The organism is Nitrosospira briensis (genome assembly GCF_900115125.1).
GTDB lineage: Bacteria > Pseudomonadota > Gammaproteobacteria > Burkholderiales > Nitrosomonadaceae > Nitrosospira > Nitrosospira briensis_A.
In genome coordinates, this window is sequence record NZ_FOVJ01000002.1 from 404,638 (window position 1) to 419,765 (window position 15,128).

At 53.1% G+C, this 15,128-nt stretch carries 12 protein-coding genes; 6 read left to right on the forward strand and 6 right to left on the reverse strand.

Features of this window, described 5'->3' with window-relative positions; all coding sequences use genetic code 11:
• Positions 1–47: 47 nt before the first annotated feature.
• Complete coding sequence (fba, locus tag BMZ14_RS07180) at positions 48–1,112, forward strand: class II fructose-bisphosphate aldolase (protein WP_074796173.1); 1,065 nt, start codon at positions 48–50, stop codon at positions 1,110–1,112.
• Between the two features lie 230 nt (positions 1,113–1,342).
• On the opposite strand, the gene BMZ14_RS07185 is transcribed toward fba, so the two are convergent.
• The 5 genes from BMZ14_RS07185 to BMZ14_RS07205 all read right to left on the reverse strand — a co-directional run bounded on the left by BMZ14_RS07185 (position 1,343) and on the right by BMZ14_RS07205 (position 7,909).
• A complete protein-coding gene (locus BMZ14_RS07185; RefSeq protein WP_074796175.1) occupies positions 1,343–2,893 on the reverse strand; it encodes a CYTH and CHAD domain-containing protein in 1,551 nt (516 codons plus the stop codon).
• Positions 2,894–3,079: 186 nt separating this feature from the next.
• A complete protein-coding gene (gene ppk1, locus BMZ14_RS07190; RefSeq protein WP_074796177.1) occupies positions 3,080–5,161 on the reverse strand; it encodes a polyphosphate kinase 1 in 2,082 nt (693 codons plus the stop codon).
• Between the two features lie 91 nt (positions 5,162–5,252).
• Positions 5,253–5,525 carry an oxidative damage protection protein gene (locus BMZ14_RS07195; protein WP_074796179.1) on the reverse strand — a complete coding sequence of 91 codons (273 nt, stop codon included), beginning with the start codon at positions 5,523–5,525 and terminating at the stop codon, positions 5,253–5,255.
• A gap of 135 nt (positions 5,526–5,660) precedes the next feature.
• Entirely contained in the window at positions 5,661–7,043 is a 1,383-nt protein-coding gene (argA, locus tag BMZ14_RS07200) for an amino-acid N-acetyltransferase (RefSeq protein WP_074796181.1), read from the reverse strand.
• 107 nt (positions 7,044–7,150) lie between these two features.
• Positions 7,151–7,909, reverse strand: coding sequence for a 16S rRNA (uracil(1498)-N(3))-methyltransferase (locus BMZ14_RS07205; protein WP_074796183.1), 759 nt, complete (start codon positions 7,907–7,909; stop codon positions 7,151–7,153).
• 186 nt (positions 7,910–8,095) lie between these two features.
• Here BMZ14_RS07205 and BMZ14_RS07210 point away from each other — a divergent pair, with 186 nt between their 5' ends.
• From BMZ14_RS07210 to BMZ14_RS14640, 3 genes are all read left to right on the forward strand, one after another.
• Entirely contained in the window at positions 8,096–8,653 is a 558-nt protein-coding gene (locus BMZ14_RS07210; RefSeq protein ID WP_074796185.1) for a thioredoxin family protein, read from the forward strand.
• 3 nt (positions 8,654–8,656) lie between these two features.
• Complete coding sequence (locus BMZ14_RS07215) at positions 8,657–9,439, forward strand: inositol monophosphatase family protein (protein WP_074796187.1); 783 nt, start codon at positions 8,657–8,659, stop codon at positions 9,437–9,439.
• Positions 9,440–10,262: 823 nt separating this feature from the next.
• Complete coding sequence (locus tag BMZ14_RS14640) at positions 10,263–10,895, forward strand: N-acyl amino acid synthase FeeM domain-containing protein (RefSeq protein WP_177186928.1); 633 nt, start codon at positions 10,263–10,265, stop codon at positions 10,893–10,895.
• A gap of 179 nt (positions 10,896–11,074) precedes the next feature.
• Here BMZ14_RS14640 and BMZ14_RS07225 read toward each other — a convergent pair whose 3' ends face one another.
• Positions 11,075–12,070: an EDSAP-1 family PEP-CTERM protein gene (locus tag BMZ14_RS07225; RefSeq protein ID WP_074796191.1), complete on the reverse strand. Its 996-nt coding sequence runs from the start codon at positions 12,068–12,070 to the stop codon at positions 11,075–11,077.
• 500 nt (positions 12,071–12,570) lie between these two features.
• Between BMZ14_RS07225 and BMZ14_RS07230 the strand changes: the two genes are divergently transcribed.
• A complete protein-coding gene (locus BMZ14_RS07230; RefSeq protein WP_074796193.1) occupies positions 12,571–13,800 on the forward strand; it encodes an ABC transporter permease in 1,230 nt (409 codons plus the stop codon).
• Positions 13,801–13,809: 9 nt separating this feature from the next.
• A complete protein-coding gene (locus BMZ14_RS07235; protein WP_074796195.1) occupies positions 13,810–15,021 on the forward strand; it encodes an ABC transporter permease in 1,212 nt (403 codons plus the stop codon).
• The last annotated feature ends 107 nt before the right edge of the window (positions 15,022–15,128 follow it).

Sequence of the window (15,128 nt, forward strand, 5' to 3'; positions counted from 1 at the left end):
ATTTACGGTTTCAAGATATAACTGATTCTAACTTGGAGGAAGCTCAAATGGCACTCGTATCATTGCGTCAACTTTTGGATCACGCGGCGGAAAATGGCTATGGCCTGCCCGCTTTCAATGTAAACAACCTGGAGCAGATTCAAGCCATCATGCAGGCGGCAGATGAATGCGACAGCCCGGTGATCATGCAGGGTTCCGCCGGCGCTCGCAAATACGCTGGCGAAGCATTTCTGCGCCACCTTATAGCCGCGGCGGTGGAGGCATACCCTCATATCCCCATTGTCATGCATCAGGACCATGGCGCTTCTCCAGCGGTGTGCATTAATGCCATTCGCAGCGGATTTTCCAGCGTCATGATGGATGGCTCGCTGGAGGCGGACGCAAAGACGCCATCTTCTTATGAATACAATGTCGAGGTCACTGCCAAGGTAGTGGAGATGGCCCACGCAGTCGGAGTTTCCGTCGAGGGAGAACTGGGTTGCCTGGGCTCGCTCGAATCCGGCATGGGGGAGGCAGAGGATGGTCACGGAGCGGAGGGCAAGCTAAGTCATGACCAATTATTGACAGATCCAGAGCAGGCCGCCGACTTCGTCAAGCAAACAGGTGTGGATGCCTTGGCGATCGCTATCGGGACTTCTCATGGCGCGTACAAATTTACGCGCAAGCCGACAGGCGACATCCTTGCGATTGAGCGGGTAAAGGAAATTCATCAGCGCATTCCAAACACCCATCTTGTCATGCACGGTTCCAGCTCCGTACCGCAGGATTGGCTCGACATCATCCGTGAGTACGGCGGGGAAATGAAAGAAACTTATGGCGTGCCGGTGGAAGAAATTCAGGAAGGCATCAAGCACGGGGTACGCAAGATCAATATCGATACTGACATCCGTCTTGCCATGACCGGCGCAATCCGTCGTCACCTGGCAAAAAACAAGAGCGAGTTCGACCCGCGCAAATTCCTCAAGGATGCGACCGCCGCGGCAAAAGATATTTGCAAAGCACGCTTTGAGGCGTTCGGCTGCGCTGGTCAAGCCGCCAAAATCAAACCTGTGATGCTGGACAACATGGCGGGAAAATATGCCAAAGGCGAGTTGAAAGCTGTCATCAAGTAAATTGTATAACAACGCAGAAGCGCTCTTCCGGGCGCGCGCGGCCTGGTCCTGACGAGTGTTAAGCTCAATCGGAACTGGCAGGATGAAAAAAGGCGATCAGCAATCCGATCGCCTTTTTTTCTCTTCCTGGAACTGAGCCCTGCCATGCTATTGCCGGTTTCCTGCCTTCCTCTTTCCTCTTTTCTCTTTTCTCTTTTCTCTTTTCTCTTCTGCAGGATTTGATACAAGCTTTACCAGAACGGACTGTTTCTCTCGAAACCAGCCCACGTCCTATTCAACTTCGTTTTTTCTGCTAATGCCACGCTCGCGGCCCAGCCGAGAACAATACCGATGGCTTCATGCTCGCCGCTTCGGTTTTCACCGGCGGGCAGTTCGCTCAGCAGTTGTCCGGCAACGACAGTGTCGTTCATCCCGCCCAGTACATCCTGAAGCTCGGCCAGAGACTTGATGTAACGCTTCGTTTTGCCATGAGGGTAGAGCGCCGCAAAAAACTCAGCGGCATAACGTTGTTTCTTGGCAACGATACGCATCGAATGTAAGGCCCGCGGGCTTAGATTCTTCAGCTTCCTGCCGTATTTTTTCAGTTGTTTGTGACGATGGGCGAGCAGTCCTGTTGAGAATTCTTTCGCCGGCATCTTTGCCCGGACTTCAAGCAGGCCGGTCGAAACCGGTAAACCGGGCGGCACAGGCCACGACTCTGCATTTAGCCAAGCGCCCAGCCTCAGCATCATTTCCGTGTAGCGGGTAGATCCGATGGCCTTGCGGGCGACATCGTTGTGGTGGCGCCGTATTTGCTCACATTTTTCCTGCAGCACCATCATCTCCGCGTGCCCGGGGAACTGCGTGCAAATGTCAGCCAGCGTTTCAGTTACGAACACATCCCAATCCCGGGCGGGCCCGAGTTGCCCCGAAAGCCATTTCAACTCCTGTGTTACAGGGACAAACGCAGATTTGGAAAATGCTTTCGAAAAAATACTGAAGGCCGAACGTACTCTGCGTAGCGCAACACGCATCTGGTGGAGGTATTCGATATCGCCGCACTCCAGCATACCGGCCTCGTTGCTGTGCAAATGATCGAGGCAATTGCGGACGATAACCTGGAACGCTTCACCCGAGCTCATCTCGGTAACAATGGAAACCTGCGCTGCTTTCACCATTGGTGGCTTATCGCCGGATGCAAGCCTGTAGCCCCGCTCTGCCTTGCTTACACTTTCCAGCCTGAGGGGAACAGCGGGTAAAAGGTCCAAGGCGAGCTGAAATAATGGCAGTGGACTGCCCGATTTCAGCTCCAGTTCAATCTCGCAAAACGGCATGCTGACGTTACCTGCAACGATTTTTCCTTGATCAAGGCAGAGCTCTGCTTCAGTATTGTCCATGAATCGCAGCGAGCGGGTGCTACGCTTGAATTCGGTGGTAAATAGAGGACGCAATTGCTCGCACAGGGTATCGCTGTCGAATATTCTGCCGAGAGCGGAATTGGGAATTTTTTTAAACTCGGGTTGCGCTCCCAACACAGGCGCTTCCCATTCATAGCGCTGATGCAATCCCGCTACCGCGCTGCCTCCGCCTTTAATTGACTGTATCCAGTTTTTGCCGATACGTCGCAGACGGAACGCCACATTATTACGTTTGAGATCGTAATCAGAAGTATCGTAATAGACGGTGTGGATTTTTTCCGCAACGGGACGAGAAGTACTCAGGGATTTTAACAGCGGATGCCGTTGCAATCGGACAATGCTATCCGCCGGCAAGCGCAATTTGAGTTCAATTTCGGTAGGCATGGCTTGATTTTCCGTATTTACTCACCTATGCCCTCGGAAACCGCCGAGCAAGCCTCTGCGCCTCGGCAGCAGAAGCGCGACGTCAGCTATATGCCCTGAATGCCACGAATGCAAGGGAGGCAACAACACGAACAACCGGCCTACTGTGATGAAAGAACTGGCGAAAGCCTGGCTGATCCCATTAGATCAATCCTCTTTTGCCGCCGCGAGCTGCGTCAGCAAGGCCTCCTGCGCGCAAAGCCGTTTCCCCCTTCGGCCGGTTTTGAGATGATAATTACCCTGGCCGTCCATTTCCCATGCCTGTCTGTTATCCTTGATATACACGTTCAAGCCTTCGGTAAGCACGCGCTTTTTCAATCTCGCTTCAAGAACGGGAAAACATATTTCAATACGGCGAAAGAAATTTCGATCCATCCAGTCAGCGCTCGAAAGATAGACGGCCTGGGTACCCCCACGCCGAAAATAAAAAATCCGTGTATGCTCCAGGAAACGCCCTATTATTGACCGTACCCGGATATTCTCGGACAATCCTCTGATGCCGGGGCGCAAGGCGCAGACTCCGCGAACGATGAGATCAATTTTAACCCCCGCGCCAGATGCTGCATAAAGCGCCTTGATGATTTCCGGCTCAAGCAATGCGTTCATTTTTGCGATAATGCGAGCGGACTTTCCGGCTTTGGCATTTCGAGCTTCGTTATCGATTGCTTCGAGCATCTGGCTGTGAAAGCTGAACGGAGATTGCCACAAATATTTTAGTTTTCCCGCCTTGCCGAGGCCAGTCAATTGCATGAATACCTCGTTCACATCGGCGCAGACATCCTCGTTGCAGGTAAACAAGCCGAAATCCGTATAAAGGCGGGCCGTGCTGGCGTGGTAATTGCCGGTACCCAGATGCACGTAGCGCCGCAGCTTCCCTTCTTCACGCCGCACTACCATTGCCATTTTGGCGTGGGTTTTATGGCCCACGACCCCATACACCACATGCGCACCAACCTCCTCCAGCCGGCTTGCCCAGTTGATATTTGCCTCTTCATCGAAACGGGCCAGCAATTCCACCACTACGGTGACTTCCTTGCTGCTACTCGCAGCGGCGATAAGGGCCGCCATAACCAGGGAATCGGTTCCGGTGCGATATACAGTCTGTTTGATCGATACCACATCGGGGTCCGCTGCGGCCTGCTGCAAAAAATGAATTACCGGCTGGAATGACTGAAAAGGATGATGCAAAAGGATATCGTTCCTGCGTATCATCTGAAAAATATCCAGGGCTTTTTTCTTTTGCAGCGTTACCGGCAGGCCGGGAATGAATGGCGGATATTTCAGGCCGGGACTATCGATGCGGTCGGGGACCTGCATCAGGCGCACCAGATTCACGGGCCCCTCCACTTGATAAAAATCATCACGCGAAAGGCCCAGTTGGTCGAGCAGAAAGTCCGACATGTGCGGCGGGCAATTGTCCGCGACCTCCAGCCGTACTGCATTTCCCAGATGCCGCTGAGGTAACTCGCCTTGTAGCGCAATGCGCAGGTTCTTCACTTCTTCCTCATCCACGAACAGATCGCTATTGCGGGTTGCACGGAATTGATAGCAGCCCACTACGCTCATGCCGGAGAATAGTTCGCCCACATGGGCGTGCAAAATGGATGAGAGAAACACAAAGTTATATTCGCTGCTGCTGATTTCAGGCGGTAGCAGAATTACGCGCGGCAACACACGTGGCGCCTGCACGATAGCCGTTCCCGAACTGCGGCCAAAAGCATCCTTGCCTTCCAGTTCAACCGCGAAATTGAGGCTCTTGTTGAGTACTCGTGGAAACGGATGCGAGATATCAAGACCAATAGGCGTCAGCACCGGCATCAACTCACGGAAGAAATAAGCCTTGATCCACTCGCGCTGAATGTCGTTCCAGGCCATACGACGCAGGAAACGGATGCCCTCATCCACAAGCCCGGGTAGAATTTCCTGATTCAACAACTGGTATTGCCGTGCTACCAGCGCATGAGTCCGCTCGGATACCACCTTGAATACCTGGCGTGGCAACATACCGTCCGGCCCGAATCCAGGTGTATCCAGCTTGATCTGCTCTTTTAGTCCGGCGACCCGAACCTCGAAAAATTCGTCCAGATTACTACTTAATATACATAGAAACTTCAAGCGCTCGAGAAGTGGAGTGCTCTTATCTTCAGCCTGAGCGAGAACCCGCCGATTGAACTCGAGCTGTCCCACCTCACGATTGAGAAATTGGCTGCCGGCCTGGGAATTCGTCATGTCAGAGCCATTTCCGCTTTATATGGCTTTTGCCGTAACGAACCCAAGGTCCCAGGCGAAGACTTTTCGTCCTTCTGCATCATGCACTGTGTTACTTCGCGGGGGGCACGTAACCCAACGGCTGCTCTGCCCCCCTTCCGAAAAAATATGCCTCGAGCTGTTCGGCCAAGTACTTGCGTGCCTTGATATCGGAGAGATTCAGGCGGTACTCGTTGACCAGCATGGTTTGGTGGTTTATCCATCCGGCCCACGCCTGCTTCGATACGTTATCGAAAATACGCTTTCCCAGCTCGCCCGGATAAGGGGGGAAATCCAGTCCTTCCAATTCCCTCCCGAGCTTAATGCAATTGACCAACCTCGTCATTAGATCGTCTCCCGATATGATGATAGATAAAGTTTAAAGCCTCGGGCTCCTCCGGGTTATCTGCGTTTTTATCCGCGGCGGCAGCCGCTCGCCATTGTAAGGACGGCGGGCGATAGGGTGCGAGCTACTTGCCTGTTATATCTGTTTTACGAAAACCTTGGAGCGTCGCTGGTAATTGTATAGTCCCCGTTTGACTTTAGGTAATTCACTTACATCGGTTTCGATAAAGCCGCGCTCGACGAACCAGTGGGCGGTACGGGTAGTCAGGACAAATAATTTCCTGCTTTCCTGAGACCTGGCCCTGCCTTCGATATTCTTGAGCAAGGCGTCGCCGCAACCTCCACTACGATAATCAGGATGTACCGTAAGACAGGCAAGCTCGCTTGCTTTCTCGTCGGGAAACGGATAAAGCGCCGCGCAGCCAATTATCATTCCGTCATGTTCGACCACTACAAACCGGCCGATTTCCATTTCCAGCAACTCCCTGCTGCGTCGGACCAGCGTCCCCTCGATTTCCAGCGGTTCGATCAACTGCAGGATGGCACCAACATCCTCTATTCTCGCTTCCCTCAAATTCTGCAGCGGACCCTTTGATATCATGCTCCCTATCCCGCTGTGAGTGAATAGCTCCTGGAGTATGGCGCCATCCACATGGCGGCTGATGAGATGAACTCTGAATACACCGCCCTCGCAAGCTCGTATCGCAAAGGGCAGATACAACTGCGCGTCGTCGGAAAGTTGGGCTGCCTCACCGGCATCTTTCTTCAGCAGCGCCTTGCTTTCATCCACTGTCAGTTCTCGCGGCAGCAATACTTCGGCGCAACCAGAACCTTTTTTTCCCCTGCCTTCGGCATCCTCGGCATCCATTAGAAAAACGAGCTTTTCAGCCTTGAGTGCAATTGCCGTTTCAGCTGCAACATTTTCCAGCGTCAGATTGAAAATCTCGCCGGTGGGCGAATAGCCAAGTGGCGAAAGGAGCGCCAGTTCACCCTGCTCCAACCGGGAACGGATGGCAGCGGTATCTACCCTGCGCACCTCTCCGGTATGCATCAGGTCGACGCCCTCTATCACGCCAATAGGGCGCGCGGTTACAAAATTTCCGCTGGCAACCCGAATGGCGGCATTGGCCATCGGCGACTGGGGCAGCCCCATTGATAATAATGCCTCGATCTCGACGCGCACCCGGCCTATTGACTCCTTGACGCATTGCAGCGTCGCGGCGTCGGTCACGCGCATGTCTCTGACATATGTTGTCTGCAACTTCTGCTCGTTGAGCCTTGATTCGATCTGCGGCCGGGCTCCATGTACCAATACCAGGCGCACACCCAGGCTGGCGAGCAAGTTGAGGTCATGTACCAGTTCTATAAATTTTCCATCGGCGACCACTTCGCCGCCAAAAGCGACGACAAAGATCTTATTCCGGAACGCATTGACATAAGGCGCTACAGAGCGGAACCAACTTACAAAATCGGCATTGAGCTTCACTATATTGTGGGTATGTGAAAGCAGCACGGACATGTGGCCGTGCCAGATTGGATAAAGTCAGGCTTCAAGTGAGCTCTACAGTTTACCGTTCAAGAAACGAAACCTCAAAGTCGTGCATCTGCCTGACGGGAATTATCCGATCAGTAATCGCCCCACAGGGTTTGCATTGCTGCGATAGCCGACAGTGCAGCAGTCTCTGTCCGAAGTATGCGCGTGCCCAGGCGCAACTGCGCAAAACCCGCCACGAGAGCAGCTGCTTCCTCATCGGCGGTAAAGCCGCCTTCCGGGCCCACAAGCAGGTTGATCGCGGCGCTTGTGGAATGACCGGGGAAATCACGCAAACTCCTTTTTGCTCCCGGCGAAAGCATCAAATGCAAATCGGCGGAAATATTTTTCCTGTCGTCGCCAGCTTGCATGCCGAGCCATGCCTGAAGCGATGTCAACGCCAGAACCCGAGGAATACGATTTCTGCCGCACTGCTCGCACGCCGAAACAGCCACGTGTTGCCAGTGGTTCATCCGCCGCTCCGCTCGCTCGCCGGTCAACTTGATTACGCTTAGCTTTGTAGTCAAGGGTTGAACGCGGCTTACCCCCATTTCCACTGCTTTTTGTATGATCCAATCCATTTTCTCGCTGGCACACACCGCCTGGGCCAGCGTTATGACGAGCTGCGACTCACGTTCTATATCCAGGTGCTTTTCCGGTATGACGGTGACAACATTTCTTCCGATATGCGCGATAACCGAGAGGAACTCCCCACCATTACCGTTGAACAGAGTCAACTTAGCGCTTCTTTCAAGCCTTAATACGCGTGATGCATGATGCGCGGCGCTGGCAGGCAACTCCATTGCCTTGCCAGTGCAGATTTCACCGGGGCAGTAAAATCGGGGAAGGGTCATCTTGGAAACCAAGGCAATACAGGCCCTCGCTCATGTTAGTATTCGCTTTCTACGAAGTAGATCCGCCTGAAACATGCCGTTCAGTAACTTTCCGCTTTACTACCGATTATATCTGGTAGTGGCAATGTTTTACCGCAAGTTATGCTCGGAGCAGGTTCAGGTGCATCATCAGTCAGGAGATAATTTATGGCAAGCCTGGAAACACCTGTTTGTGATTTCGGTTGGAAGGCACCGGATTTCGATTTATTGGGAGTAGACGGAAAGCGCTATAACCTGGCATCGGCCAGGCGCGAGAACGGATTGCTGGTGATGTTCATCTGCAATCATTGTCCTTATGTCAAAGCGATTCGTGATCGCATCGTCCGCGACGTGGCTGAGTTGCAGGAATACGATATAGGCGCGATCGCAATCATGTCGAACGATCCCACGGAGTATCCCGAAGATTCATTTGATAACATGGCACGGGTAGCAAAGGAAAGTGGTTTTTCCTTCCCCTACGTTTGGGACGAGACACAGCAAGTCGCCAAAGCATATGGCGCCGTTTGCACACCTGATTTCTTTGGCTTCAATCATGGGCTCGAGCTACAGTACCGCGGACGTCTGGATGCTTCGCGCAAGGAAGCGGCGCCTCCCGGCGCGCGGCGCGACCTTTTCGAAGGTATGCTCCAGGTCGCGAAGACAGGCCAAGGGCCCAATGAGCAGATTCCCAGCATTGGGTGTTCAATCAAGTGGCGGACGGAATAACAGGTGCTCGACGCGGTCATTGCTGCCGTTAAAGCAGTTGCACAGCAGGAAATACTGCCGCGCTATCTTAAGGTGGCACGGCAACGCAAGGTTGACGGCAGCCTGTTTACCGAAGCCGACATCGCCACTCAGGAAACGCTGTCGCGCGAATTGCGGAAGATTTATCCCGGGCCGGTGGTCGGCGAGGAAATGACGGAGCATGAGCAAGTCGATCATTGGCACGCAGGTGATGCCGGGTTGTGGTGTATGGACCCGATCGATGGCACTACCAATTTCGTCAACGGCCTGCCTTATTTTGCGGTTTCGGTGGCCCTGATGCGGCGGGGTAGAAGCGTGCTCGGCGCAGTTTACAACCCGGTCGCGGACGAAATGTTCTATGCCGAGCAGGGTAAAGGAGCCTATCTCAACGGGGAGAAATTACCGATCAAGGAACACGTTCCAACGTTTCGAGGCGCGATGGCAAACGTGGACTTGAAACGCCTTAGCCACAGACTCGCAGAGGGAATCTGCGCGGCAAGGCCGTTTTCGTCACAGCGAAATTACGGTTCTTGTTCGCTTGAATGGTGTTATACCGCCGCCGGGCGGTTTGACCTGTACCTGCATGGGGGGCAAAAATTGTGGGATTACGCGGCGGGCAGCCTTATTCTGGAAGAGGCCGGGGGCCATATGTGCGGTCTCGATCAAGATGATTTTTGGGCAGAGCCGCTATGGCACCGCTCAGCCATTGCTGCGCTTGACTTGGGCCTGTTTGTGCAATGGCGCGACTGGGTGCGAGCGCATCGCTGACAACGGCGAGAAAAACGGGTAAGACCGCAGTCTGCTTCTTACTGAACGTCACGCCGGCTTATCCTCTAAGGTAACTGGCCTTCAGTCCATGACCCGCGCCTCCATGATGCATAATATCAGAAGCCCATGGGTCGCCGCTGGTAATCCTCTTTTCCTTATCCCTGGCTTCCCCGGTCTTCCACAAATAGCAGGTGCAGCCCCGTCTGCCCATTATTGTCTCCTTTTAGCGACAATAATATACGTTTATATACAGCCTGTTATCACCATCCATCCATTATTCGAGAATGTTTAGCGACAGTTGAGGCCTTGGGTCTGACGGTAACTATCGGTTAATAAACGGGAAGAAATATGGCATGATTATTGCTCACTCGTAAGACAACGCAGGTTCACAACGATAAAATCGGGTTGCCGAACACGGTTGCCTTGCGGGTTTGACGCGATCTCTAGCAAATATTCCCTCCTTTACTGGTTCGACTTGATTCTTTATACATAACGAGATGACATAACTCATCCATCGAGGAGAACGACGCGGTTGGGAGTCGCTTCAACCCCATGTCGCCATGTTGTCAATGTCGTATTTCTGACTTGAATTATCCCGATTAAAACCCTGGACACTACTCCCATGCAATTAGATAATGGCAAAAACATTCGTCTTCATCGACCCGCGTCTTCTGTTGAAACCACTGAAGACCGTTTTGCTCCCCCCTGTCAACCGCGGATTGAAGAAAAACCTTCTTTGGCTCAAACGTCTGACCCGAGATGCGTTTTGAGACAAGGCAACTATAATATCTGTCTAGCTGATTCACCTGTACGGTGCAGCCTTGTGAGCAAGCTGATCAAGTGCATGTATTCTTGGCGAGGCTACCATACCGAGAACGCAGTAATTTCTTCGCATAACCCCAATCAATTCACACTTGAGGCATCGATCGAGCGGCATCCCGTCGGGACTCTCACTCTGGGGCTTGATTCAGAGGAAGGGCTGCTTGCCGACGAACTTTACAGACGGGAAATCAACGTTTTCCGCTCAAAACAAAGAAACGTCTGCGAGCTCTCCAAGCTCGCCGTAGACCCGCAGCATAGCTCAAAAGAAATATTGGCCTCGCTGTTTCACCTTGCTTATATCTATGGGCGTAACCTCCACGGCGCGACCGACCTGTTTATCGAAGTCAATCCACGTCATGCACGGTTTTATAAACAGATGCTGGGGCTCCGCCAGATCGGAGAAAAACGCATGTGTCATCGGGTCAACGCTCCAGCTATCTTGATGCATCTGGATCTTGATTATGCTGACGACCAGATTGCTTTGGTGGTGGATTCGTGCGAACCGAGGGAAAGGTCGCTTTATGCTTATTTTCTATCCAAGCATGAGGAGGAAAGGGTGACCCATACGCTTAGGCAGCGTATTCATGGCCGAAACGCTACGCAACCGTTTTCCCGGCAGATCCTGCACGCTTAGGTTCACGATAACTATATTCTGTTCACTTATTGTCGATAGTCTTTACATACCCTAGAAACAATAAGTTGTTATCCTCCCCGAGAAAATCTTGGTACTGAATCTCGATAAATAACGGATTTTCATTGGGCAAAAAAAGGGGATCACTATGATCCCCTTTTATAAAACTCCTGGTTGGCAGCTTATGCGCGACGGCGACGGCTCAGGCCCAAGCCCAGAATTCCCAATCCAACCAATGCCAGCGTCGCTGGCTCAGGAACGGCTTGGCGGGCATCCGCTTCAGCACTGGATCTGATGGTCAGTTGATAAGGCGTACCGGCGGTCAGCAGCGTGGTAGCGCTCCAACCGCCGTCAAATGCTACCCCCTCGCTCGCGCCCCTGAACCGAGCCAGATCATTAAGGAAGGGAGCATTGGCCGAGACGCTATCGTTTAACCTGAAGGGATCGATCTCTGCAGTAATTCCGAAGGCGCTAGCACCGCCGGCATTGCTTACACCGTCGGGAGACCAGGTGGCAACGTTGGCGCCCGTAAGCAGATTGTCAATGGTGAAGGTCAGGTTAAACGCTGCTGAAGCGGCGGTGGGGAACACCTCACCTGAGCCGTTCCAGGCTTCCAGGTAGGCGCGCGCATCGAACCTGATCTCGAACGCGCCGTCGTTGCCCATTTCGAATACAAAGCCGGATTGCAGGCCATTGTTGGCCGTGCTGCTGCCATCAGCGAAGCTATCCAGAACCACATAGGCGCCGTGCGAGGCCGTTGCAGGAGCACTGATAGGTGTTCCATTAACTACCAGGCCGGTTATGGGCGAGCCGAATTGCGACTGATCCGCCAGGGAAAACGTCGACGCGGACGGATTGGAGTAGACCGCGTAGCTGTTTTCAGTGTATCCCGGCACCGGGGTGCCCAGGACTATGTGAGCCATGTCGATGTCCTCGCCTGCACGAGTCATTTCATTGCTCAAGGTTGTCCCATTCAGCGAAGTGGATATGTCCGCCGTATTCGTGGGGCCGATTGCGGAAAAATCGCTTCTATCCAATATGTTGCCCGCCCCATCCCGGAAAGTAAGATTTCTGATATCCAATATCGAGGTGGCCAGGGCGGTGGCTTGCGCTGTGCCGACAACCGACATCGCCGCCAAGGCAAAACCAGTGGCAAGCGCTAATTTTTTTAACTTCATATGTTCTCCGTTATAAATTATGTTGAATCATGTTACTTCAGGTACTTCTTTTTCCGACAATACTTATTAAGCACAGACTGTGCCACCTTTAAAGAGTAACGTTAACCTGATGACTCTTAAGGTCATTTTTTCCTCAAATGAGGAATTTACCAGTAGCTACGAGGAGGACTGTAAGAAAACCCGACACTTCGGCTCGGCCCGCTGGTTTATAATTCCGCAGGAGTGAAAATCTCTTTATTTGGGTTCGGCTCCCGCCCTCACCTCACGAGAACCTTTTCCGAGAGCCTGCTGTTGAGCATCCGATCTAGTGAAGCAGCTGAAGAATCGATATCTCAGGCTCATCCTCGTGCAATATACCCGCGGCAGAATATAGGGTCAATGCATATGAACCTGCTTAACAGCTGGAAAAAACAATGGCCAGCTTCCTTCCCTCCAGATATTTCTGTGCATGCCACCCGTCATCCGATGACGATACCGGCTGAACCGAGGACCTGTACCCGGTGAGAATATTCTGGCTTGACTTTAATTTGGCGTTTCGGAATGTCATCCGCCAAAAACGCCGTAGCGCGATCGCGGTAGGAGCGGTTACGTTCGGCATCACGGCGCTCATCCTGGCGAACGGTTTTATAGAGTGGATTTTTCTCGATTTTCGGGAATCCACGATCAAATCGCAATTGGGCCACCTGCAAATCGTGCGTCCAGGCTATCATGACGCGGGAAAAGCGGACCCCTTTGCCTTTTTGCTGCCGGATGCCGTCCCCGAACTCGAAACACCAGGTGAACCGGCGGAAATCAAGGCAGTCGCTACGCGCCTCTCTTTCAGTGGCCTGATCAGCCATGGTGAGGCGACCATTTCGTTTATCGGTGACGGCGATGACCCCCGGCAACAAACGGTTTTCGGCGATGCCTTGCAAATTTCCGCAGGTCGGCATCTCTCCCTCGACGATCCACTGGGAATCATAGTGGGCGAAGGCCTTGCGCGTAACCTGGGCGTGGGCGTTGGCGACCAGGTCATATTATTGGCGACCACCGCATCGAGAGGAACCAATGCGGTGGAGGTTACGATACGCGGCCTTTTCTCCACGGTTACCAAGTCTTACGACGACGCCGCGCTGCGCATGCCCATTGAAACAGCACGGCAATTGCTCCGCACAAAAGGTTCTCATGTCTGGATGGTGTTACTGAACGATACCGCGCAAACAGACCCCATGCTTGCGAAATTTCGCGACAAGCTGCAAAAGGAAAAGCTTGAAATTGTTCCATGGTATGCACTGGCCGACTTCTACAACAAGACTGTCACACTGTTCACCAGGCAAATCTACGGTATCAGGCTGATCATAGCCATTATCATCCTTCTCAGCATTACGAATACCATGACGATGAGCGTAATGGAGCGTATCGGGGAAATCGGCACTTCCATGGCGCTAGGCGTGAAGCGCATGGGCATTATGCGTCTATTCATTAGCGAAGGGGTTCTCATCGGCTGCTTTGGGGGGATATCAGGCTTGCTGCTGGGGATTTTTTTCGCCCATATGATCTCAGCTGCCGGGATTCCAATGCCGCCCCCTCCCGGGATGGCGCGGGGCTATACCGGGCAGATTCTCGTTACCTGGGACATCGCACTGGAATCGCTCACGCTTGCCGTCGGCACGACACTGATCGCGAGCGTATACCCTGCCTGGCGTGCATCGAGAATGCAGATCGTCGATGCCTTAAGGCACAACCGGTAGTTACCAAGAATGTTCAAGCTTGCGTTGCGCAATATCTTTCGACAGAAATCGCATACAGCCATGACGCTGGCAGCAATCATTGGCGGAGTAGCGGGGCTTATCGTTGCCGGCGGCTGGGTAAACGATATCTTCGTGCAACTATCCGAAGCGCTCATACATTCCCAATCGGGGCATTTGCAGGTTTATAAAAAAGGATTTTTTGCCGAGGGCGCCCGTGCGCCGGAGAAATATCTGATAGCCGCGCCTGACGCCATCAAAAGCAGCATTGCTGCCGAGGCCGAGGTTGCCGGCGTGATGGCGCGGCTGAATTTCTCCGGACTGCTCAACAATGGCCGCAGTGACCTCCCCATAATCGGTGAAGGGGTGGAAGCAGGGCCCGAAGCCGTACTTGGAAGCTCTGTCTCCATCATCGCGGGACGCCAACTGGAGGACAAGGATTCGTTTGGCGTCCTGCTCGGACAGGGTGTCGCACAGGGGTTGAAACTGAAACCCGGCGACTACGTGACAGTGCTTGCGAATTCCCTCGAGGGTGCCCTGAACAGTATCGATCTCCAAGTGATTGGGGTATTCCAGAGCTTCTCCAACGACTATGACGCCCGCGCAATAAAAATTCCGCTCGCGGCCGCCCAGGAATTGCTCGGCACGGAGAGCGTGAACGCGCTCGTGATCTCCCTGAATAAAACCAGTGACACCGATCACGTCGCAGCGCACTTGAAGGAACAACTCGGCGTATTGGGTCTGGAAATCAAGACCTGGGTTGAACTAAATGATTTTTACGAAAAAACCGTGGAAATGTATAAGGGCCAGTTCGGCGTTCTGCAATTGATCATTCTCGTCATGGTTCTGTTGAGTGTTGCCAACAGTGTAAACATGAGCATTTTCGAACGTATGGGAGAATTTGGCACGATGATGGCGCTTGGCAACCGTAGAAGCCTGGTATTCCGATTGATCGTAACCGAAAGTGTATTGATCGGAGTGATCGGCAGTTGCCTCGGGCTTGCGCTTGGCCTGGCGCTGGCATTCGTTATCTCTGCAATCGGCATTCCGATGCCCCCACCTCCAAACGCCAATATCGGTTATACCGCGCACATCCAGGTTCTCCCCCCGGTCTTGCTGATGTCCTGCGCCATTGGCATTGCTGCAACAGCCTTGGCGGCTATACTGCCGGCAAGGCATGTTTCCCGGACGCCGGTGGTTGAGGCGCTGCGGCAGAACTTCTGATTTCGATATGCCGTAGGGTTGAACCATTTATCGGGGCTATTACCGGCACGAAAATACTGCTAATTTTTCCGATCTTGTTACTCTGGCTCGGCCTGAAATCAAGCCCA